Genomic DNA, 21197 nt, shown 5'->3' with positions numbered 1-21197 from the left:
CTATGGATTTAGCTGATTTGCCACAATAGGGAATAGTCTTGTCGCCAGGTTCACGGTGTGTGCCTATGCCTTCTCCTTTTCCTGGTATGGATCCTTATTTGGAGCAGGCGACGTTTTGGTCGTCGTTCCATAGCCGTCTGATTGTGGCATTGGCAGATGCTCTGGCTCCTCAACTGCGGCCTCGCTACTATGTCGAAGTTGAGACTCGCACCTATACCGATACCCCTGACGGGGGCGAAGTGCTGGTAGGTATTCCCGATGCGGTGGTCTTGTCTCGGCAAGCCATGCTTTCACCTGTGGCTCAATCCTCAGGTACGTTGGCGGTTCAGCCGATGCCCCAAGTGGTGACTCTGCCCATACCGACGGAAGTTAAAGAGCGATACCTTGAGATCCGGGAGGTCGGTAGCAACGCGGTCATCACCGTGATAGAAGTGCTTTCGCCTAAAAATAAGCGCCCAGGCAAAGGAGGTACTGTCTATCAGGAGAAACGCCAGACTATTTTGGGCAGCGCCTCTCACCTGGTGGAAATTGATTTGCTGCGGGGCGACTCGCCCCTGCCAATGGAGGGTCAGGTTAATTTAGCTCACTACCGGATTCTGGTCAGTCGGGCCGAGACTCGTCCCCAAGCGGAACTCTATGCTGTGACCGTGCGGGAGGCTTTGCCCTGCTTTCCGCTGCCGCTGCAGGCGGTGGATGGTTCGGTTTTGGTAGACTTATCGGCTATTGTCAAAGGCGTTTATGACCGCGCCAGCTACGACCTCCGCATTGACTACAGTCAGTCGCCACCGCCACCACCGTTCTCAGAGGAGGATCGGGGTTGGATGCAGACTCTGTTGAACTCTAGTCCCTAGAGGGGCAGCCCTAAAAAATATTTCGATCCCACCCGTGAAGCCAAGGGAAAACCTTGGACTCTGCCGTAGAGTTCTACAGTCGCTATTAAGATAGCTCCCCCTAAATTGGGCAATCTGGAAAAATAACCGGGTTGCCCTTGACAAGCACCCAAAAAAGCTTAAAGGAGCATCAAAATGCAGACGTCACCGATCGCTTGTAGACCGCTTGCCGACTGGCTAGGGCAAAGCGTTCGCTTTCAGGGATACCTGAACTACTGGGAAACGGCTAATAGAACTGACGATACAGCGTTTCTACTGCAACATGTCAAGGTGGTGCCTTACAAAGGGGGTGAGAAGCAAATAAGAACGCTGGATCATATTTGGTTGTATTCACCCAAAGAAGCCCATGCCAACACCAAGCTCGAACGGCTCAACGCATACGGAGCGGTTGGGCAAGTGGTCAGCTATACCCGGAGTAATGGCACCAAAGATTTTGCTATTAACGTCAAGTCTTTTGCGCCGATGGCGTGGCATCTTGATCTGCTTGATTCGTATGGAGAATCCAAGCTCGATCATATCAAAGCCAGAACATTAGTGCTGGAAGAGACGCTGAACGCATTAGAATCCGAAGAGTTGCATTTTGATATTCACTCATCCTACGAGGAGGTTTATCAGGACTTTCAGGATGAATATGAGTTTTGCCGCAGACATATTGAAATCAACGAGCGGTATGAGGCCAACAAACAGCACCGCTCCAAGCCCAAACCGGATATTCTCAAGTTTGCTTCAACATCATCGAAGTCAACCAAGTTAGCCTGCAAGGGCTTCGCCGCCTCGTAACCTGTCTGGTGATGAAATAGCAAGGGCTGCGATCGCACTGAGCTACCTACCAACTTGTTATGCCGACACTTTCCGTATAAATGCCTTGTAGAGAGTAGTTATACTGACAGTCCACGAAGTATATCCTGACTGCTGGTAGTCACCTAAAAACTCTCCGTTACTTCTATAAAGACTGGCAGCAGGCGTCGCCTCTACTCTATGGTTGACACTGAGCGTCTGTATCAGTAATGTTTTGCGTTAAGCCGTTCGACCCCGAGCGGTTGACCCACAGAACTCGAAAATTTTAGCGCTGCCGGAAGGTGTTCTCAGCACCAACCGACAGCTAACCCCGCAACTCTAGTAGGCAGATTGCGAGGTTAGGCTCATGGTACCCTAGCCCCCTCAGTTTGCACGGCAAGCGCGGGTGGCTAGGGTTTTCGCGTTCTGTTTCTTCCGTAACCCATCACAAGGAAACAGAACCGATGTTTGAATATCTTGAGCCCGATGCCGGTGGCGCGTCGAATCTTCCGCCTGCCAACTCTGGCAAACCTCAACCTCGCCAAGAGCGGGTGCGCCATATGCTCTTTGGCAGCCTGGCGGGGATCGTTCGCGAAGCGTCTCCGTTCCGGAGAATCGCACCATCAAAATCCTCCACGCCCTAGGCTACGCCGACCCCAACGACTGGAGCGAACCCATCCCTGCGCCACCTGGTGCATTGGTAGATGACACAACCCGGTCGCTTCGACTCCGCTCAGCGAGCAAAGCTGAGATACCAGCAGCGAGCGAATTCGAGGCGCGGTCATCGAGCGAATTCGAGGCGCGGTCATCGAGCGGAGTCGAGGCGCGGTCGTCGAGCGGAGTCGAGGCGCGGTCATCGAGCGGAGTCGAGATGTGGATGGCGATACGGACCAAGACCCTTCTGATTGAGTAGCTTCTTGTCAAGAAACCGGGTGCCTGGTGTTTTTCCAAAAACTGGGCTACAAACAGCAGGCACCCAGTTCCCAATCGCCAAAAACTAAGCTCTAAACTCCCCTACGATCGCTTGCCGATTAGCTGATCGCGCAGGGTTTTGATGCGATCGCGGTACTTGGCCGCCTCCTCAAAGTCGAGGTTTTTGGCGGCTTCTTTCATTTGCTTTTCGAGCTGGCCAATGAATTCTGGAATGTCTTCTAGGGGCAGCTCGTCTTTGTGCTCGTAGACCTCCTCTAGCTCGTGGGCGTTGAGGCGGCGCGAGACTTCTAAGAACGACAAAATCGAGTTGCTGTTGCGGCGAATGATCGAGGTGGGGGTAATGCCGTTGGCCTCGTTGTAGGCAGTTTGAATGGCGCGGCGGCGCTCGGTTTCGCTGATGGCTTTGGCCATGCTGTCGGTGAGGTTGTCGGCGTAGAGAATGGCCTGACCCTGGACATGGCGGGCGGCGCGGCCGATGGTCTGAATGAGCGATCGCTCGGCTCGCAAAAAGCCTTCCTTGTCGGCATCCAGAATGGCTACCAGGGAAACCTCAGGCAGGTCCAGCCCCTCCCGCAGCAGGTTGACCCCCACCAGCACGTCGTACAGCCCCTCGCGCAGGTCTTGAATGATCTCAATCCGCTCGATGGAGTGAATTTCAGAGTGCAGATAGCGCACCCGCACCCCATGCTCCTCAAAGTACTCGGTCAGGTCTTCGGCCATGCGCTTGGTCAGGGTGGTAATCAGCACCCGCTCTTGCTTGGCGGCCCGCTCGCGCACTTCGCCCAGCAGGTCGTCGATCTGGCCCTCGGTGGGGCGCACAAAGATCTCGGGGTCGAGCACCCCGGTGGGGCGAATGATCTGCTCGACCACCTTGCCGCCGGAGATTTCCATCTCCCAGTTGCCGGGGGTAGCCGAGACAAACACGCACTGGTTCACCTTTTCCCAAAACTCTTCGGCCTTCAGCGGGCGGTTGTCAGCGGCGCTGGGCAGGCGAAAGCCGTGGTCGATCAGCACCATTTTGCGGCTGCGATCGCCGTTGTACATGCCGTGAATCTGCGGAATGGTGACGTGGGACTCGTCGATCACCAGCAGCCAATCTTTAGGGAAGTAATCGAGCAGACATTCCGGCGGCGACCCGGCTTTGCGGCCAGCCAGGTGGCGGGCGTAGTTTTCCACGCCGTTGCAGTAGCCCACCTCGCGGATCATCTCCAGGTCGTAGCGGGTGCGCTGCTCCAGCCGCTGGGCCTCCAGTAACTTCCCTTCTTTTTCTAGCTCCGCCAGACGCTCCTGCAGCTCATCTTTAATCGCCTGGCAGGCCTCTTCGATGCGATCGTCAGGGGTGACAAAGTGCTTGGCGGGGTAAATGCTCAGCCCCTCCATGCTCTGTAGGGTGGCCCCGGTGATCGGGTCGACGTAGCGCACGGCATCGATTTCGTCGCCAAAGAACTCGACGCGAATAATGCGGTCTTCGTACGCGGGGCCGATTTCCAGCACGTCGCCCTTGACCCGAAACTTGCCCCGGCCCAGGTCGAGGTCATTGCGCTCGTACTGAATCGAGGCCAGATCGCGCAGCACCTGGCGCTGGTTCACCTCCATACCCACGTGCAGCGGAATCGACGCCTTCAGGTACTCCGACGGAATGCCTAGGCCGTAGATGCAGCTGATCGAGGCGACTACGATTACGTCGCGGCGCTCAAACAGCGATCGCGTCGCCGAGTGCCGCAGCATATCAATTTCGTCGTTGATCGAGGCGGTTTTGGCGATGTAGGTATCGGTGGTGGGAATGTAGGCCTCGGGCTGGTAGTAGTCGTAGTAGCTGATGAAGTACTCAACGGCGTTGTCGGGGAAAAACTCGCGCAGTTCGTTGCAGAGCTGGGCGGCCAGGGTTTTGTTGTGGGCCAGCACCAGGGTGGGCTTGCCAATGTTGTTGACGACGCGGGCGATGGTGTGGGTTTTGCCCGTGCCCGTGGCCCCCAGCAGGGTCTGGTACTTGGTGTTGTCCTGCAGGAATTTGGTCAGCCCCGCGATCGCCTTGGGCTGATCTCCAGTGGGTTCAAAGGGAGCCTGAATGTTGAAGTCGCCCATAGGTCAAATCGGTACAAAGACACTATTTCGCTTCTTTATAATGACTGATTTTGCCTCAGATGGTGGTTACGGTAATCACTCAACGGGCCGTTTGGGTGGGGACTGTACTCAGCGGGCGATCGCCCCTAGCGCCCGCATTTGTGACCCTCAGGCCTGAGCCAATCGCTCTATACCTGTTTGCCCCTGACCTGTTCTTGGGGGCGGGCGTGGCAAGGCTTGTTACGTCAAACTTTTGGCCCCAATTAATGACACGCCCTGGGGCTGTAGCGACGGTCAGTTCCACTAAAATGGGCTGAGGCTCTGTAACCGAGAATTCGTTTGCGAACTGTGTTGCGAACCGTTATGGCCACCCGCTACGTCACTCCCCTGCGGGAGGGAGGCTCTCTCCCGGCCATTGTAGAGGCTGACGACGATGGCATGTATGTGCTGAAGTTTCGGGGTGCCGGTCAGGGCGTCAAGTCGCTGATTGCCGAACTTGTGGCTGGAGAAATTGCGCGGGCCGTCGGTCTGCTGGTGCCCGAAATTGTCCTGATCGAAGTCGATGCCGAACTGGCCCGCACCGAACCCGATCCCGAAATTCAAGATCTAATTCGCGCCAGTGTGGGTCTCAACCTGGCCCTCGACTATCTGCCCAGCTCCATCACCTTTGACCCCGTTGCCCAACAGCCCGATGCCGCCCTGGCCTCGACCATTGTCTGGCTCGATGCCTACGTCACCAATATCGATCGCACCGCCCGCAACACCAATATGCTGATGTGGCACCGCCGCCTCTGGCTGATTGATCACGGGGTTGCCCTCTACTTTCACCACAGCTGGAACAACTACTTAGAGCGCAGCCGCACCGCCTTTCCCGGCATCAAAGATCACGTTTTGCTGCGGTTTGCTAGCCAGCTGCAAGCGGTTGATGCCACCATGACGGCCCAGCTAACGCCAGATGTCATCACTCACATCGTCAACCTAATTCCAGAGCCCTGGCTGCTGGAGGGCTCTCCATTTACCAATAGCCAACACCATCGCGAGGCTTATATTGAGTATTTGCTGAGGCGGCTAGAGCCACCCCACGCTTTTTTAGAGGAGGCCATTCGTGCACGATCGCGTCACCTATGATTACGCCATCATTCGCGTGGTACCTAAGGTTGAGCGAGAAGAGTTTGTCAACGTCGGCGTGATTGTTGCCTGCGCGAAGCGCAACTTTCTCGAAGCCCAAATTGAACTCGATCCGCAACGGCTGCTCGCCCTTGACCCCACCCTAGATTTAGAAACAGTCGCAGGTCATTTAGACACCATTCCGATCATTTGCGCTGGGGATACCCAGGCTGGCCCCATTGGTCAACTGCCCCAGCGAGAACGGTTTGACTGGCTGGTGGCCCCCCGCAGCACGATCATTCAAACCTCACGGGTGCACACCGGCCTGTGTAGAGATCTACCGGCTGTGGTCGAACACCTGCTAGCGACTATGGTGCGTCCGCTCCCGTGCCCCCTGGGGAAACGGGTAAAGAGTTAACGTTCAGTCGGCCTCAGCTACGCTGCCCTACAACGAGCAGACCAAAACGCGTATCCCGCTGAATCTACAGCAGAATTTGCTGAGACTGCGGCCTGGGCGCACCTTTTCTGACGCGCTGCCCGAGTTTTGGCTAACGACGGTTACGATGTCTTAATCAAACGGGCCACCGCTACACATATCAGTACTAGGGCATAGAAAGCTCATTTAAACACCGATTAGGATATTTATCGCACCGACAGCTGGGGCAGGTAGTATGGAGCTTTTGGGGTAGGGTAATGGCACTCTTCTTCTACACCGGACAAAAGAGCGTCCGCAGTGCACCCACACGTCATAGTTGAGACGCGAACGGTGGCAGAAAAGCCTGTAGGGTCTAACGCTTTGAATGCGCTTATTCAGCGAGTGACTGCAATTTTCAAGCCGCCCCTTTCAGCCCGGTCTAATCGCGGCTTGCTTTCGCTGAAGTGGTATTTGATTTTGCTGGTCGTAGGAACGCTACTGCCGGTGGGGGCGTTTGCGGGGGCTGTCGTGATTAGGCTGTCGCAGCAGCAGCAGGGGGTAGCTGAGCGGCGCATGCTGCGAGAGGCCCGTAACTTAGCCTCAACCGTGGAGCGCGAGTTTTCAAACACGACTCGAACGCTTCAGGCCCTGGCGGCCTCTGAGCATCTTGACCAAGGAGACCTGGAGAGCTTTTATAGCGACACCAAGCGAGTGACGGCAACTCAGTCTACCTGGCTAACTGTGCTGCTGCTGTCGCCTGATGGTCAGCAGCTGTTGAATAGCAGGCAGCCCTTAGGCGCACTGCTACCCTCAGTAAATGAGCCCGCTAGTCTAAAAAAACTGGTGACAACCCGCCAGCCCGTTGTCGGCGATCTAAGTCGGGGGCAGACGGGAAAAAACTTTGCGTTCCCGGTTCGGGTGCCGGTCATGCAAAACGGCAGCTTGCGCTACGCCCTGACCGCCGTGATTACGCCTGAGGCACTGGCTACCATCGTTGAGGGGCAGCAGCCGGTGGAGGGCGAATGGACGCGCACCATTGTCGATAGTCAGGGGGTTGTGGTGACGCGCACGCTCAGCCCTCAGCGGTTTGTGGGGCGGCGGGGCACGCCGTCTTTTTTAGAGCGAATTAGCGCCGCCAGCGAGGGCGTCTATCCCGATCGCACGCTGGAAGGGGTAGAGGTCTATGTAGCCTTTAGCCGCATTGGCAACACGCCCTGGACGGCGGCTGTCACGGTGCCCATTGACGATATTCAAGGCCCGGCCCGCCGAGCCATGGGGCTGGTGGTGGGTTCGGGGCTGGCGCTGCTGCTGCTCAGCGGCACGGGGGCTTTTTTGCTGTCGCGGCAGCTCTCGCGCAGCATTGCCTCGGCGGCCCAGGCAGCAGAAGCCCTGGCCAACAATGAGTATCCTCAGGTGCGATCGCTGTCGATTAAAGAACTCGTGCTGCTGGGGCGATCGCTGGAATTGGCCGCCAACCTGCTGTCGCAGCGCGATCGCGAGCGGGCCGAGCACCTGCGCCAGGCCCAGGCGGCCCAAGAAGAGGCCGAGCACGCCAACCGCATTAAAGACGAGTTTTTAGCCGTGCTGTCTCACGAGTTGCGCACGCCGCTCAACCCCATTTTGGGCTGGGCCAGCCTGCTGCGCAACGGCACCCTCAGCCCCGAAAAGACGGCCTTTGCCCTAGAAACCATTGAGCGCAACGCCAAACTGCAAACCCAGCTGATTGAAGATCTGCTGGATGTGACCCGCATTATGCAGGGCAAAGTGCGGCTGAATAAGGAGCCCGTTGACCTGGTGGGCATTGTTGCTGCCGCCCTGGAGACGGTGCGGCTCACCGCAGAAGCTAAGTCGATTGACATACAAACGGTGTATGAGCCTCACCTGGGGCCAGTTTTGGGCGACTCGACTCGCTTGCAGCAGGTGATCTGGAATTTGCTCAGCAATGCGGTCAAGTTTACCGACCAGGGCGGGCAGGTGATGGTGACGGTGTCGCAGGTGGGGGCTGAGGTCCAGGTGCAGGTGAGCGACACCGGCAAAGGCATTCACCCCAGCTTTTTGCCCTACGTGTTTGACTACTTTCGCCAGGAAGACGGCACCACCACCCGCAAGTTTGGCGGCCTGGGGTTGGGGCTGGCGATCGTCCAAAACCTGGTCGAGCTGCACGGCGGTACCGTCACTGCGGCCAGCCCTGGCGAGGGCGAAGGGGCCACCTTTACGTTGCGGCTGCCGCTGCAACGGTAGGTATAGCGGCCGCTCGCGCTGTGCCTTCTATCTTCTGGTAGATTGGCTTGCCATAGCAGACGCTATACAGTTTTAGTCGATGCCATTTGCGATCGCCTGTATGCCTTCGGATTCAACACCGTCTTCTTCGCTGCAAGCGCTGCCTCGGCAGCAGCCGGAGATTGGTCAGCTAATTCGCGATCTGCGGCAGGCACTCGGATCTACCCAGGCGCAGTTTGCCGATGCCTTAGGGGTGAGTTTTAGCACCCTCAACCGCTGGGAAAACGGCCACATGCAGCCGTCGCCCCTGGCGCTGCGACAGGTCGAAAGCGTGTTAGCAAACCTGAGCCAGTCCCCCGATTTGGCGAGCGGCAGTCAGGCGCTCTTAGCCAAATATGGGGTCAACTATGGGAGCCTAGGCCGCTAACGCTTTTCTATGGCTAATTCCGATTCTCGCAACGCCCCCAACCCAACCCCGGCGGCGGACCTGCCCCAGGCTCGCCCCCCCGGGACTCGCACCATCTTAATCATCGATCGCGATGCCGAGCGTGCCAGTGTCTACCGCCACCTGCTGCGATCGGCGGCGGGGGCCAGCTATCGTGTCTTAACGGAGGGCTGTGACGGTCCCATTTTAGACCTGTGCCAGCGTCAGGCGGTCGATGGCGTCATTCTGGCCACCCATGCCCCCGATCGCTGCAGCCTCGAACTGCTCGATCGGCTCCAGTCGCAGGTCACTTGCGGTCCGCCCACCATTGTGATTGGCGACAACGACGTCAACCTGGCCAAACAGGCGCTGCGAGCGGGGGCGACCGACTATTTAGTGCGCGAGCAGGTGACGGCTGACACACTGGCGATCGCCCTCCAGACGGCCATGCCGCTAAACCAGGAATGCGCCGGTCTGCGGCAGCAGCTTCAGGCGGCAGAGGCGGCTCTAGACGACAGCCGCGATGAACTCGACCGGCGATCGCACATCTTTGACGCGGTACTCTCCACCATCACCGATTTTGTCTATCTTTTCGACCGCCAGGGCCGCTTTGTGTTTGTCAACCAGCCCCTGCTCGATCTGTGGGGCCTGACCCTGAGCGAGGCCGTGGGCAAAAATTTCTTTGACCTCAACTATCCCCAGGCGCTGGCGGCCAAGCACCAGCGAGAAATTGAGCACGTATTTATCACGGGCGAAACCGTTAAAGACGAGTCGGTCTACGTCAGCCCCAAAGGCGTCAGCGGCATTTACGAATATATTTTCACCCCGCTGCTGGGTTCCGATGGTGCGGTCACCTCCGTTGCGGGCTCAACCCGCGACATTACCCACCGCAAGCTGGCCGAAGCGGCCCTGCGCGAATCGGAAGAAAAGTACCGCACGCTGTTTACCTCAATTGATCAGGGCTATTTCTTAGTCGATGTCATTTTTGACGAAAGCGATCAGGCGGTGGATATTGTCTGTCTGGAAACGAACACGGCGGCGATCGACATTGTGGGCGAAGACTTCACCGGGCGGCAGCTCAGCCAAATTAGCCTCACCCAGGGGCCGCGCTGGTACGACATCTTTGGGCAGGTGGTGCGCACGGGCAAAGGCGAGCGGCTAGAAGAATACGCCGAACTGAACCAAAAATGGTACGACTTCTATATCTCTAAGGTTGGCGACGAAAGCAGCCGCCGGGTGGCGGTAATTTTTCAAAACGTTACCCGGCGCAAACGCCGCGAAGCCAACGCCGCTTTTTCGAGCGAGATTGCCGCCGATTTTGCTCAACTGTCGGCAGCAGATGACATCATGCAGACCGTTGGGGCCAAAATTGGCGCTTACTTAAATCTGTCTGTCTGTGCCTTTGCCGAAATCGACGCCGCCGGGCAAAACGCGGCCATTGACTACGCCTGGCATCGCCCCGAGGCGCACAATGTGGTCGGTGTCTATCACCTCTCAGAGTTTGTCACCAACGAATTTTTGCGGGCGGCTCAAAATCAGGAAACGATTGTGGTTCGCAACACGCAGACTGACCCACGCACGGTGGCTGAGCAGTATGCCGCTCTCAATATTCATGCCTTTGTGAGCGTGCCGTTCCATAAAGATGGGGAGTGGAAGTTTCTGCTCAATATCTACGACGCCTACCCTCGCCACTGGCACTCTGACGAAATTCGCCTGGTTCAGGAGCTATCCAACCAGATTTTTCCGCGCCTGGAGCGGGTTCGGGCCGAGGCGGCTCTGCAAGAAAGCGAAGAACGCTTTCGGCTGTCAACCTATGCCGTCGATGGCATGGTCTACGACTGGAATTTACAGACGGGTGAGGTCTATCGCTCGGAGGGGCTCTATCGCCTGATTCAGCTACATCCTGAAGATGTTCCGTCAAACAGCGACTGGTGGGCAACGCGCATTCACCCTGACGATTTGGCCGATATTGAGGCAAAGGTAGCCTCTATTCTTGACGGCAGCGGCCATCGCTACGAGTTTGAATATCGCCTGCGCCACGCCAGCGGCCACTGGATCGACGTTTGGGATCGCGGCTACCTGATTCACAATCAGCAGGGGCAAGTGGTGCGGGTAGTGGGCTCGACCACCGATATTACCAGCCGCAAGCAGGCCGAGCAGGAGCGCGAACAGCTGCTGGCCCGCGAGCGCACCGCCCGCGAGCAGGCCGAAGCCGCCAACCGCATCAAAGACGAGTTTTTGGCTGTGGTGTCCCACGAGCTCAGGTCGCCCCTCAACCCCATTTTGGGCTGGTCGAAGCTGCTGCGCACGCGCCAGCTCCCTGAGCAAAAGCGAGATTACGCCCTGGAAGTAATCGAGCGCAATGCTCAAATTCAGGCGCAGCTGATCAACGATTTGCTAGATGTATCCCGCATTTTGCGCGGCAAGCTGAGCCTCAACAAGACCGTCGTCGATTTGGGAACGACCGTTCAGGCTGCCCTAGAAACCGTGCAGCTGGCCGTTGAGGCCAAATCGATTCAGGTTTGCGCCCAGCTTGAACCAACCTTCAGGCTGGTTTCGGGCGATGCCGACCGACTGCAGCAGGTGGTGTGGAACCTGCTGTCGAATGCGGTTAAGTTTACCCCCGAGGGCGGGCGCATTGAGGTGCGGCTTGCCTACCTCGACCCCTACGCCCAAATTACGATTACCGACACGGGCAGGGGCATTGACCCTGGTTTTTTGCCCCACGTGTTCGATCGCTTTCGGCAAGAAGACGCCACCACCACCCGCCAGTTTGGCGGCCTGGGGCTGGGGCTGGCCCTGGTGCGCTACCTGGTCGAGCTGCACGGCGGCCAGGTGCAGGCCGCCAGCCAGGGCGAGGGCCAGGGCGCTACCTTTACGGTGCGCCTGCCGCTGCTGCCGCTGCACCAGGCGGTCAAACCCGAGCCTCAGGCCGCTAAGCCCCCAGTTGACTTAAACGGCAGCCGAATTTTGGTGGTCGATGACGACAGCACCACCCGCGAGTTTATTGCCTTTTTTCTGGAGCTACAGGGGGCCGAGGTGATCACCGCCGCCAGCGCTGGCGAGGCGATCGCGGTGCTGACCCGATTTCGACCCGACGTAATGCTGAGCGACATCGGCATGCCCGACATGGATGGCTACATGCTGATGCGCCAGGTGCGCTCGCTCTCGCTGGAGCAGGGCGGGCGGGTACCGGCGATCGCGCTGACTGCCTACGCTGGCGAGATTGACTACCAGCAGGCGCTGGCGGCGGGGTTTCAAAAGCACATTACCAAGCCCGTCGAGCCCGACCAGCTGATCGAGGCGATCGCCGCCCTGGTCAAAGCCAGCCCCTAACCCTCGGCCTTGAGCAGGGTTTCGAAGCGGTTGTGGGCCTCAAAACTGCCCACCACCAGCAGGCGATCGCCTGTTTCCAGCTGCATTTCTCCGGTGGGGTAGCGGTGCAGGTGTTTGTCTCGCTCGACCGCCATTACGGTGGCCCCGGTCAGCCGACGAATGTTGGCCTCAGCCAGGTTCAGATTCACCAGCGGCGAGTCGGGCAGCAGCTCGTACCAGTGCCGCTGCAGCCCTTCGATCGCCGTCTCCAGATCGGTGGCACCCCAGTACTCCGATCGCTCGGGCAAGATGTCGCGGTAGCGGCCGGTGCGGTAGCGGTTGACCACCTGCTGCACCTCAAAGGTCGAGTCGCCCAGGTTCAGCAGCAGGTGAGCACCCATCTCCAGCGAGGCCTCAAACTCGGGCTGCACCACCTCCTGGGCTCCGAGCTGGTAGAGGGTGTCGATTTCGGCGTTGCCGTGGGCGCGCACTGTAATGTCGAGATCGGGGGCCAGGCCCAGCGCCCGGTTGAGGGTGAGGCGAGTGGCCATTGGGTCGGGCAGGGCGATCGCCATGGCCTTGGCCTGGGGCAGCCGCGCCTTTTCGAGCACCAAGGGGCTAGAGGCGTCGCCAAACAGGTAGGGAATGCCGCGATCGCGCAGTGACTGCAGCACCGCCTCGTTGTTGTCGATCACCAAAATTTTGTAGCCCTGAAAGTACAGCATGCGCACCAGGGTGTGCCCCACCCGCCCGCAGCCCACCACCACCACGTGGCCCGCCAGGTCTTCTTCCTGCCCGTACAGGCGGGGCGACTGGCTGAGCCGAAAGAACCGATTTAGCCACGGCAGCTGCTCTAGCGCCGTCAGCAGGTGGGGCGCGGCCCGCAGCAAAAACGGCGTAATCAGCAGCGTGGCCGCCGTGGTGCCCACTGTCAGGCCGTAGAGCCGGGGCGAAAACAGCCCCTCCTGCTGGGCCACCCCCGCCAGCACAAAGGAAAATTCGCCAATCTGGTTAATGCCCAGGCCCACCGTCAGCGCCGTTTTGAGCGAGTAGCCAAACAGCGCCACCACCCCGGTGGCAATGATCGCCTTGCCCACCATGGCGATCGCCACCAGCCCCAGCAGCACCCAGCCGTTGGCCAGCAAAAAGGCCGGGTCGATCAAAATGCCAATGGAGGCAAAAAAGAGGGTGGCAAACACATCGCGCATGGGCAGCATGCGATCGAGGGCGTGGTCGGCGTACTCCACATTAGAGATCATCAGCCCCGCCACAAACGCGCCCATCTCAATACCCAGCCCCAGGGCCGAGGTAATCAGGGCAATGCCCAGGCAGAGCACTAAAATGCCCAGCAAAAACAGCTCCTGCGAGCCGCTGCGCACCAGCAGGTGCACCGCCTGAGGAATCACCCACTTACCCACCAAAATAGCGCCGCCCAAAAAGAGCAGCGCCTTGAGCACCGCCGCCACCAGGGCGGTGCCAATTACATCGGCGGGCTGGGTGAGGGCGGGCAAAATGGCCAGCATCAGGCCCACGCCCAAATCCTGGGCGATCAGAATGGCGAGCATGATCTGCCCGTGGTTGGTCTGCATCTCGTTGCGCTCGATCAGGCTTTTGAGCACCACCGCCGTCGACGACAGCGACAGCACCGCCCCCAAAAACACCGCCGTCGGCATCGTCTCGACCCAGCCAGTCAGGTAGGCCAGCCCGCCTCCCAGCAAAACGGTCAGCAAAATTTGCAGCGACCCGCCCCCCAGGGCGATCGCCCGAATGCGCAGCAGGTCTTTGAGCGAAAACTCAATGCCCAGGGCAAACAGCAGCAGCGCCACGCCAATGTCGGCCAGCACCTCAATGTCGCCTTCGAGGGTAATCAGCCCCAGCCCGGCGGGGCCAATTAGCATGCCGCCCAGCAGGTAGCCCAGCAGCACCGGCTGCTTCAGGCGACTGGCCACAAAACCGCCCACCGTGGCGGCCCCCAGCACCGTCACCATCTCGACAATTAGCGTTAACTCTTCAGCCATTGGGGTGGTCAGCCATGGGGGGCGTTAAATGCGACGGTGCCGGGGCCTGGGGCTAGCTGGGCGGGCTATTTGGCCACGCCGCCTCTAGGCTAAACGATGCCGGGACGGGTGTACCGCTGAGTTTGGGCTGGCGGCTCAACTCCGTACCTGTATAATCGGCCCATCTGTCTGGCAGGTAAATCCTATGGCTCAGGTGTTGGGTATGCCGTTTTCTACTGGCCTGGGACTGTTGGTAACGGGAATGGGCGCTGTCGGAGTTTTGGGCTGGCAGCGATGGCGCAGGCGGCAACACTTTCAGGCGCTGCGATCGCTCCCCTCTCCTCCCCGGCACTGGCTGCTGGGGCACATTCCGCCGCTGCTGGCGGCGGTCAAAAACCGACAGCTGTTTCAGATCTTGTTTGACTGGTCGCAAGAGTTTGGCCCCCGGTACCTGTACTGGGTGGGCTACCCGGTGGTGGTGCTCAGCCAGGCCAAACTGATCGACAGCACCATTGTGCAGGGCACCCGCGACGGCAGCCTGGTGCGCACCGGCCAGTCGCAGCGCGCCTGGAACGAGCTGATGGGGCCGATTATGATCGGCAAAGATGGGGCCGAGTGGCAGTGGCGGCGCAAGGCCTGGAACCCGGAGTTTAGCTCTAGCGGCATCAACCACTATCTGGCCCTGGTCGATCAGGCCTGCCACCAGACGGTGAAGCAACTGCAAGCCGCCCCGCCAGGGGAACCTGTCCCCGTCGATCCGCTGTTTGTGGAGCTGACCATGCGGGTGATTGCGGCCCTGGTGTTGGGTATTCCTATCGACCCAGCCGAGCCCAGCCCCGAAGGCCCACCCCTGGAGATTGAACCCACCTACAACGCCATGTCGGTGTTGACCTATCGGTTTTTGCGGGTGGCCGTCGGCGAAAAGCCCTGGCAAAAGTACCTGCCCACCCAAGCCGCCAAAGACTACTGGGCCGCCCGCCGCCACTTTGAAACGGCCCTAGAATCGCGCCTAGACCTGGCCCTGCGGCTGCGCGACGACCCCGCCGCCCTGGCCCAGACTAGCCCATTGTTTCAGCAGTCGATGCTGGTCAAAATTGCGGCCAAAGAACCCCGCTACACCCGCGCCACCCTGCTGCCCGAAATTATCGAAATGCTGATTGCCGGTACCGATACCACCGCCCACACCCTCTCCTTTGCGGTGGGCGAGCTGGCGCTCAACCCCGAGGTGTTTGAGCAGGCTCAGGCCACGGTCGATCGCGTGTTTGAGCAGCACAGCACCCTTACCCTGGCCAGCCTCAAGCAGCTCAGCTACCTGCAAGGGGTGATCAAAGAAACCCTGCGGCTCTACTCGGTGGCGTCGGGCACGACATCGCTACAGGCGACCCGCGACATCGTGGTCGATGGCCAAGCCATACCCGCCGGAACCCGCCTGTTTTGGTCAATGCTGGGAGCCGGACGCGACCCCGACGCCTACCCCCAGCCCGATCGCTTTTGGCCCGATCGCTGGCTGAGCGACGATCGCCAGTCGCCAGCCCCGCCGATGATTGACTTTGGCTCTGGCCCCCACCGCTGCCTGGGCGAACACCTGGCCATGCTGGAATCGACCCTGATGCTGGCCCAAATGCTGCGGCACTTTAGCTGGGAGTTGGTAAACGGGCGATCGTCGCTGGAGAACCTGAAGCAAAATTTGCTGATCTACCCGGTAGACCGCATGCCGATCTACTTGCAGCCGCGCCAGGGATAGGTCATGGAGCGGTTCGATCGGTCAAAGGCGATGGGTTTTGGGTTTTAGGTGTACGGTTCAAGGTCTGCTATAAACCGTGAACCGTACACCGCAAACCGTTTACCCCCCCGGCGGCGTAATGCGGCGGTTGGTAAGGCTGATGTATTCGCCGCTGCGCCCGGTGGGGATGGGATCAATCCAGGCGATTCGTTCGCAGTAGCCGAGCACTTCCATGCGGTTGATGGCGGCGACGAGGGCAGCGTAATCGCCGAGCAGAATGTGGCAGAGGCGATCGGGCTGGTAGGTGGGCAGCGTAAAGCTGGTGGGGATGGTGCTCCCCTCGGCAGGTTGGTCAAACATACGGGTGAATCTCCGTTTTCGGTAAAGAAAACGGGGAACGAGTCTAGCTGTCCCCATTGCAGGTAATACGACGCTAGAGCCTAGAATGATTCCAGGTTATCGCCAGCTTACCGATACTAAGTTGGGATGACTCAGGAGAAGAGAGGAGACGCAACCTCCGCTCTTCTCCGCCTAAAATCATTCCCCGCATTATTAAACTGCCAGAAGCGGGGCCAAAGTAAAACCTTATGGGCTACTTTGCAGTTCAGGGTTTGCTGACGGCGGCGGTGGTGAACTACCCATCGGGCCAAGGCCGGGGCTCTCTCTAAGGGTGAGGGCACAGAAGGCATCCACGGGTATGCTTAACCGGGAATGCAGAGAATGTAAGAAGCAGCCTGAAGAGTCTCCCGACACTCTCAAAGAGTCTCCCGACACTCCCAAAGACTCTCTCGACATTCCCAAAGAGTCTCCCGACATTCCCAAAGACTCTCTCGACACTCCCAAGGAGTCTTCTGACACTCCCAAGGAGTCTTCTGACACTTCTAAAGACTCTCTCGGCACTCTCGCAGAGTCTCCCAACACTCCCGCAGAGTCTCCCGACATTCCCAAAGAGTCTTCCATTAATCTCAAATACTCTCTTAACACTCCTAGAGACTCTTTAACCAATATTGGAGAATCTTCGACTCAGTTTGGATGCTGGGGTATGCTCCTGCCGAACTGCATTACGGTTGATGGCTCAGCTCTTACCTCTTGGCGTAGCAGACAACTGAGAGCTTGCTGGATAACACCCCAAAACAAGGGCTTATCCAGCACGTTTGACGGATAATACCCCCAATGCCCGGAGTTAACCGTCAAAAATGCCGGATAACACCCAGATATTAAGGGCTTATCCAGCAAAAATGACGTTTAATTCCTTAAGATTCAGGTGTTATCTACCGAATTTGCTAGATAATCCTGGAGAATAGGGGTCTTATCCAGCGGATCTGACACTTAATACATAGTTCGACCGCTAACTCTAGGTAAAGACGCAGATGAGGATTGTTTCAACTCGTTCGATGTTTCTTTGGTCTTTCTAGGCTGACAGAAGCAAAGTACAGAAGTTAAAGTAGATTTAACAAGCTAAATCCTGAATTAGAAAGTTATGCCTCCTTTATCCGACCCAAACCAGTCAACAGGCAGAGTAATTGTTTCTCAATTAAATGCTTACCCTTCGGGATTTGATCCTTCTATGGCTCGAAAGCTAGCAGGGTTAACTCAACAAGCTTATGATCAGTTTGACTTGAGAATACATCCACAAACTTGGCGATTGGAAGCCCCATACCAATTGGACACTGAATTTGCCGAAAAAGATGTTCCGTTTGGATTTGTTGCTTCTGAGGCTAATAGCAACAATGTATATGTAATTTTTCGTGGCACCAAACGATTTGTCGAATGGTTTAAAGACGCTAATGTTCAACTTGTGTCTTACAGAAGTAGCCGTGACAAAAACGATAAAAAAGTAGAGATAGATGACGAAATTGCAGAGGGAATTGTACAAAAAAATCAATCTTCCCTTATCATCCCCAATATTAGTGATGACTTTGGTTTTGTGACGGCAGGCTTTCGAGGAATTTATGTGAGTTTGCGAAAGAAGCTTATTGATGCACTTCAGCAGAAGCCACAGAACTCTAAAATTTTCGTCACAGGACACAGCTTAGGTGGAGCACTTGCAACGTTAGCGATTCCAGATATCCTCAAAAATACTCATTTCACAAATCCTGAAAATATAAAGCTGTATACCTTTGCCAGCCCACGAAGTGGTGACAGGCATTTTGCTACGAATTTTCAAAAGTTAGGAGTGCAACACTGGCGGATTGCTAATACAGAGGATTTTGTGACTATGTTGCCATTTCCAACAGGAAATGTAACAAAACCAGAACGTATTGAAACACCTCCAGAAAAAAGTGTTATAGAAGGGGCAGCTAAGGGAAATCCGTTCTTCCAGTTTCTTAAAGGATTTTACGATTCCAGAAGACATAGGATGGCAGACTATGCCCACACTGGTACTCCCATTTATTTCACTATTCATGAGGGGGCTTTAGAGCGGCATCATAATCTGGATGAGGTATATATGCTTGGAATCTCACAAGATCCTCTTACTATAACGATGAAAGCGGTTGATAAAGCCGTTGAGATAATTAAAGATAGGGTTATTGATGAGTATTGAAATGTTGTCCTAATCTCAACTTCTAGTTCTAGAATGGGCTAATTCGTTTAGCAGGAACTATTATGCAGACTATCTCTGTCATCGCTGTCATAATTGTTGGTTTTATCCATGTCGCTATTGCGATGGTAGAGATGTTTTTCTGGTCACTTCCCGCTATTTATAAAAGACTTGGGTTTACAGCTGATGTTGCTAGACAGGTTGCCCCAATTGTTAAAAATGCAGGTTTGTATAATTCATTTATTGCGGTTGGTTTGTTTTGGGCGGCTTTTAGTCAACAGACACCAACTCAAGTCTTTTTTCTGGTTTGTGTTGTCATTGCAGGTTTGTACGGCGCAGCCACGCTGAAGCCGACAACGCTTGCACTTCAGTCACTTCCAGCAACCGTTGCTCTTGTTCTTGTTTGGTTGGCGTATTTTTAATAGGCACACTTTCAACTTGCACTGTGAAGTCAACAGGTTAAACGAGAACTCGTGCAATACCGACGCGATCGAACACTCGCGTTGCAGCGGATGGTAGAAACTCTTAGTGTATGAGTTCAGTACTGTCTACCACCGCTGAACGCAATCGTTAGATTGCTGGTTTTGAATTAAAGGTTGTGGTTGGTCATCCCGTCGTGCCAATCCTCTCGCCTGACCTGCGCCCCATGTGCTTCTGCTTCCTCAAAACAGGTGCAACGAAACACCACTTAGAACTCTCCAACGCAAAGCGGCAAAGATGTCAATGCTGGGTTGCTATGCTCAACGTAGGTTTAACCCTCCGCCAAACGGCTGAACCTCTCATACCTTGCGCCCTTCTATCGGGCTTACCCTTCTCCATCGGGAACGCTGAACCCAATGACACAGCAAAGCCATCAACCGCTCTTGCTCCGTCAGTACAGCATCGTTTTCTATTATTTATGGAGAATCAGGGGCATGCCCTACGAAAACATTAGCGCCACCATTTCAGTCCAAGACCTATCTGAAATCAAAGCGGCGATCGCCACCGTTGAAGACCACCTACCCTTCCTCATCAGCCTCACTACAGAAGAACGCCGCAAGCGCATCAAAATGGGCGACAAAAGCCTCGCCTTCGTCCGCAACAGCGTCACCGCTACCCAAAACAACCCCGAATTTGTGCCCAGCAACTTCGACATCGCCGAATTTGCCCGCGACTACCAGCTCACCGTAGACCTCACCGAAGTGCTGGGCCTGCTAGAGCAGCTCACCGAAAAAGTAGACGACACCCTACTCGCCGTCGGCAGCGAATCGATGAGCAGCAGCCTGCTCGTCTACGACTATGTCAAAACCGCCGCCCGCCGCTCCCCCGGCCTCAAGAGCGTAGCCGACCAGCTGGGCGATCGCTTCAAAGCCCTGCGCCGCCGCCGCTCCAAAACCGCAGACGACATGGCCGCCTAAGCAAAGATCGCAACCAACAAAAAAGAGGGATTGCTTCGACAAGAGCAGTCCCTCTTTTTTTGTCAAAGGTTGTCAGTGGGCGCGATCGCTTGATACTTCATAATCTGAATAGCTTCAAAACCTGAATTTCTATAATCAAATCAGTTCTTCCACTCCTACGCTGCCATGGCCCAGATCACCATCGATATTCCCGACGACCTTGCCCAGCGGCTTGCCCCCTACCAAAGCCAATTTTCTGAACTCTTTACCCGTCTCATTGCCACCACCCTGCTTGGTCAACAGCCCCCAGGGCAAAGCACACCCACGCTACCCAACAGCTCCAGCACCTATCAAGAAATTCTTGACTTGCTTATCAGTCAACCTACGTCAGAGCAGATTATTAGCTTCAAAGTCTCCGAAGCATCCCAAAGCCGCCTGCAAACCCTATTGCAAAAAAATCGTGAGACCGCTCTTAGCCCAGCCGAATCTGCCGAGCTAGACCTTTATGAGCAATTAGATACCCTGATGGGCTTGTTGAAGGTTCGCGCTTACACCACCCTCAACGCCGCTCCCCAAAACTAGCCCTCTCTATGACCGACTATATTTCGGTATCCCTTCGCCAACTCGTTACTCGGCGGGCATCAGGAGCCTGTGAGTATTGCCGCATTCACCAAACCTTCTCTATTTACAGTCACGAGGTTGATCATGTCATAGCCCTCAAGCACGGCGGACAAACCACCGCAGAAAACCTTGTATTAGCCTGCTTGCCCTGCAACCGACACAAAGGCTCAGACCTCACCAGCCTCGATCCCTTCACGGGAGAGATTACCCCTCTCTTCAATCCACGTACCCAAACCTGGTCAGAGCATTTTCAGCTAGACGGGGGATTCATTCAAGGCCTAACCGCCACGGGACGAACTACCCTCTTTTTGCTAAAAGTAAACGAGTCTAGCCAACTTCAGTTGCGCCAAGCTCTAGCCTCTCAAGGGCTCTACCCTGACTTACCCAGCAATCTGCCAAACGGGTAGTTCTCTACACCTGTAGTGCCCAGCAACTTCGACATTGCCGAATTTGCCCGCGACTACCAGCTCACCGTCGACCTTACCGAAGTGCTGGGCCTGCTAGAGCAGCTCACCGAAAAAGTAGACGACACTCTGCTCGCCGTCGGCAGCGAATCGATGAGCAGCAGCCTGCTCGTCTACGACTATGTCAAAGCCGCCGCCCGCCGTTCCCCCGGCCTCAAGAGCGTAGCCGACCAGCTAGGCGATCGCTTCAAAGCCCTGCGCCGCCGCCGCTCCAAAACCGCAGACGACATGGCCGCTTGAGCCAAGATCGCAATCAACAAAAAGAGGGACTGTTTCGACAAGAGCAGTCCCTCTTTTTGTGCGAAAGGTTTGTGGTGGTGAATGATCAG

General features: G+C 56.6%; 16 protein-coding genes and 1 pseudogene. 14 read left to right on the top strand and 3 right to left on the bottom strand.

Annotated features, from left to right (window positions below; genetic code table 11):
* Window positions 1-65 precede the first annotated feature (65 nt).
* Together ACQ4N7_RS15875 and ACQ4N7_RS15870 are read left to right on the top strand one after the other, a co-directional pair.
* Entirely contained in the window at window positions 66-851 is a 786-nt protein-coding gene (locus ACQ4N7_RS15875) for a DUF4058 family protein (RefSeq protein ID WP_430712479.1), read from the top strand.
* Between the two features lie 174 nt (window positions 852-1025).
* Window positions 1026-1670 carry a hypothetical protein gene (locus ACQ4N7_RS15870; RefSeq protein WP_430712478.1) on the top strand — a complete coding sequence of 215 codons (645 nt, stop codon included), beginning with the start codon at window positions 1026-1028 and terminating at the stop codon, window positions 1668-1670.
* Between the two features lie 1011 nt (window positions 1671-2681).
* On the opposite strand, the gene uvrB is transcribed toward ACQ4N7_RS15870, so the two are convergent.
* Window positions 2682-4685, bottom strand: a complete 2004-nt coding sequence (gene uvrB / locus ACQ4N7_RS15865) for an excinuclease ABC subunit UvrB (protein ID WP_430712477.1) — start codon at window positions 4683-4685, stop codon at window positions 2682-2684.
* Between the two features lie 342 nt (window positions 4686-5027).
* On the opposite strand from uvrB, the gene ACQ4N7_RS15860 reads away from it, so the two are divergent.
* From ACQ4N7_RS15860 to ACQ4N7_RS15840, 5 genes are all read left to right on the top strand, one after another.
* Window positions 5028-5792: a HipA family kinase gene (locus ACQ4N7_RS15860; RefSeq protein ID WP_430712496.1), complete on the top strand. Its 765-nt coding sequence runs from the start codon at window positions 5028-5030 to the stop codon at window positions 5790-5792.
* Window positions 5770-6189 (top strand): DUF3037 domain-containing protein, encoded by a 420-nt coding sequence (locus ACQ4N7_RS15855; RefSeq protein WP_430712476.1) that lies wholly within the window; start codon window positions 5770-5772, stop codon window positions 6187-6189. Before ACQ4N7_RS15860 ends, ACQ4N7_RS15855 begins: the two co-directional genes overlap by 23 nt.
* 378 nt (window positions 6190-6567) lie before the next feature.
* Window positions 6568-8427 carry a sensor histidine kinase gene (locus tag ACQ4N7_RS15850; protein ID WP_430712475.1) on the top strand — a complete coding sequence of 620 codons (1860 nt, stop codon included), beginning with the start codon at window positions 6568-6570 and terminating at the stop codon, window positions 8425-8427.
* Window positions 8428-8527: 100 nt separating this feature from the next.
* The gene (locus tag ACQ4N7_RS15845; RefSeq protein WP_430712474.1) at window positions 8528-8833 is read left to right on the top strand and encodes a helix-turn-helix domain-containing protein; all 306 of its coding nucleotides are present in this window, start codon (window positions 8528-8530) and stop codon (window positions 8831-8833) included.
* Between the two features lie 9 nt (window positions 8834-8842).
* Window positions 8843-12166, top strand: coding sequence for a response regulator (locus ACQ4N7_RS15840; protein WP_430712473.1), 3324 nt, complete (start codon window positions 8843-8845; stop codon window positions 12164-12166).
* Here ACQ4N7_RS15840 and ACQ4N7_RS15835 read toward each other — a convergent pair.
* Window positions 12163-14163, bottom strand: coding sequence for a cation:proton antiporter (locus tag ACQ4N7_RS15835; protein WP_430712472.1), 2001 nt, complete (start codon window positions 14161-14163; stop codon window positions 12163-12165). The two genes, ACQ4N7_RS15840 and ACQ4N7_RS15835, sit on opposite strands and share 4 nt — an antisense overlap.
* A gap of 184 nt (window positions 14164-14347) precedes the next feature.
* Here ACQ4N7_RS15835 and ACQ4N7_RS15830 point away from each other — a divergent pair, with 184 nt between their 5' ends.
* Window positions 14348-15886 (top strand): cytochrome P450, encoded by a 1539-nt coding sequence (locus tag ACQ4N7_RS15830; protein ID WP_430712471.1) that lies wholly within the window; start codon window positions 14348-14350, stop codon window positions 15884-15886.
* A 99-nt stretch (window positions 15887-15985) separates the two neighbouring features.
* On the opposite strand, the gene ACQ4N7_RS15825 is transcribed toward ACQ4N7_RS15830, so the two are convergent.
* On the bottom strand, window positions 15986-16225 hold the full coding sequence (locus ACQ4N7_RS15825) for a hypothetical protein (protein WP_430712470.1): 240 nt from the start codon (window positions 16223-16225) through the stop codon (window positions 15986-15988).
* 1120 nt (window positions 16226-17345) lie between these two features.
* Between ACQ4N7_RS15825 and ACQ4N7_RS15820 the strand changes: the two genes are divergently transcribed.
* The 6 genes and pseudogenes from ACQ4N7_RS15820 to ACQ4N7_RS15795 form a co-directional block, all read left to right on the top strand.
* Window positions 17346-18410 (top strand): lipase family protein, encoded by a 1065-nt coding sequence (locus tag ACQ4N7_RS15820; RefSeq protein WP_430712469.1) that lies wholly within the window; start codon window positions 17346-17348, stop codon window positions 18408-18410.
* 62 nt (window positions 18411-18472) lie between these two features.
* On the top strand, window positions 18473-18829 hold the full coding sequence (locus tag ACQ4N7_RS15815; RefSeq protein WP_430712468.1) for a DUF1304 domain-containing protein: 357 nt from the start codon (window positions 18473-18475) through the stop codon (window positions 18827-18829).
* A 492-nt stretch (window positions 18830-19321) separates the two neighbouring features.
* Window positions 19322-19804 carry a hypothetical protein gene (locus tag ACQ4N7_RS15810; RefSeq protein WP_430712467.1) on the top strand — a complete coding sequence of 161 codons (483 nt, stop codon included), beginning with the start codon at window positions 19322-19324 and terminating at the stop codon, window positions 19802-19804.
* 165 nt (window positions 19805-19969) lie between these two features.
* Window positions 19970-20365 carry a hypothetical protein gene (locus ACQ4N7_RS15805; protein ID WP_430712466.1) on the top strand — a complete coding sequence of 132 codons (396 nt, stop codon included), beginning with the start codon at window positions 19970-19972 and terminating at the stop codon, window positions 20363-20365.
* An 8-nt stretch (window positions 20366-20373) separates the two neighbouring features.
* Entirely contained in the window at window positions 20374-20811 is a 438-nt protein-coding gene (locus ACQ4N7_RS15800) for an HNH endonuclease (protein WP_430712465.1), read from the top strand.
* 12 nt (window positions 20812-20823) lie between these two features.
* Window positions 20824-21108, top strand: a pseudogene (locus ACQ4N7_RS15795) (hypothetical protein); the annotation flags it as partial.
* Window positions 21109-21197: the final 89 nt, after the last annotated feature.

Source organism: Nodosilinea sp. AN01ver1, from assembly GCF_050565655.1.
GTDB lineage: Bacteria > Cyanobacteriota > Cyanobacteriia > Phormidesmidales > Phormidesmidaceae > Nodosilinea.
The sequence above is the reverse complement of the archived record's forward strand: the minus strand, read 5'-3'. Positions and strand labels throughout refer to the sequence as shown.

What these genes read in the sequence shown, in the direction of transcription:
- ACQ4N7_RS15830 (WP_430712471.1), top strand. Translation starts at nt 14,348, where the DNA reads ATGGCTCAGGTGTTGGGTATGCCGTTTTCTACTGGCCTGGGACTGTTG.
- ACQ4N7_RS15825 (WP_430712470.1), bottom strand. Translation starts at nt 16,225, where the DNA reads ATGTTTGACCAACCTGCCGAGGGGAGCACCATCCCCACCAGCTTTACG.
- ACQ4N7_RS15835 (WP_430712472.1), bottom strand. Translation starts at nt 14,163, where the DNA reads ATGGCTGAAGAGTTAACGCTAATTGTCGAGATGGTGACGGTGCTGGGG.
- ACQ4N7_RS15810 (WP_430712467.1), top strand. Translation starts at nt 19,322, where the DNA reads ATGCCCTACGAAAACATTAGCGCCACCATTTCAGTCCAAGACCTATCT.
- ACQ4N7_RS15840 (WP_430712473.1), top strand. Translation starts at nt 8,843, where the DNA reads ATGGCTAATTCCGATTCTCGCAACGCCCCCAACCCAACCCCGGCGGCG.
- ACQ4N7_RS15815 (WP_430712468.1), top strand. Translation starts at nt 18,473, where the DNA reads ATGCAGACTATCTCTGTCATCGCTGTCATAATTGTTGGTTTTATCCAT.
- ACQ4N7_RS15870 (WP_430712478.1), top strand. Translation starts at nt 1,026, where the DNA reads ATGCAGACGTCACCGATCGCTTGTAGACCGCTTGCCGACTGGCTAGGG.
- ACQ4N7_RS15875 (WP_430712479.1), top strand. Translation starts at nt 66, where the DNA reads ATGCCTTCTCCTTTTCCTGGTATGGATCCTTATTTGGAGCAGGCGACG.
- ACQ4N7_RS15800 (WP_430712465.1), top strand. Translation starts at nt 20,374, where the DNA reads ATGACCGACTATATTTCGGTATCCCTTCGCCAACTCGTTACTCGGCGG.
- uvrB (WP_430712477.1), bottom strand. Translation starts at nt 4,685, where the DNA reads ATGGGCGACTTCAACATTCAGGCTCCCTTTGAACCCACTGGAGATCAG.
- ACQ4N7_RS15820 (WP_430712469.1), top strand. Translation starts at nt 17,346, where the DNA reads ATGCCTCCTTTATCCGACCCAAACCAGTCAACAGGCAGAGTAATTGTT.
- ACQ4N7_RS15805 (WP_430712466.1), top strand. Translation starts at nt 19,970, where the DNA reads ATGGCCCAGATCACCATCGATATTCCCGACGACCTTGCCCAGCGGCTT.
- ACQ4N7_RS15860 (WP_430712496.1), top strand. Translation starts at nt 5,028, where the DNA reads ATGGCCACCCGCTACGTCACTCCCCTGCGGGAGGGAGGCTCTCTCCCG.
- ACQ4N7_RS15845 (WP_430712474.1), top strand. Translation starts at nt 8,528, where the DNA reads ATGCCTTCGGATTCAACACCGTCTTCTTCGCTGCAAGCGCTGCCTCGG.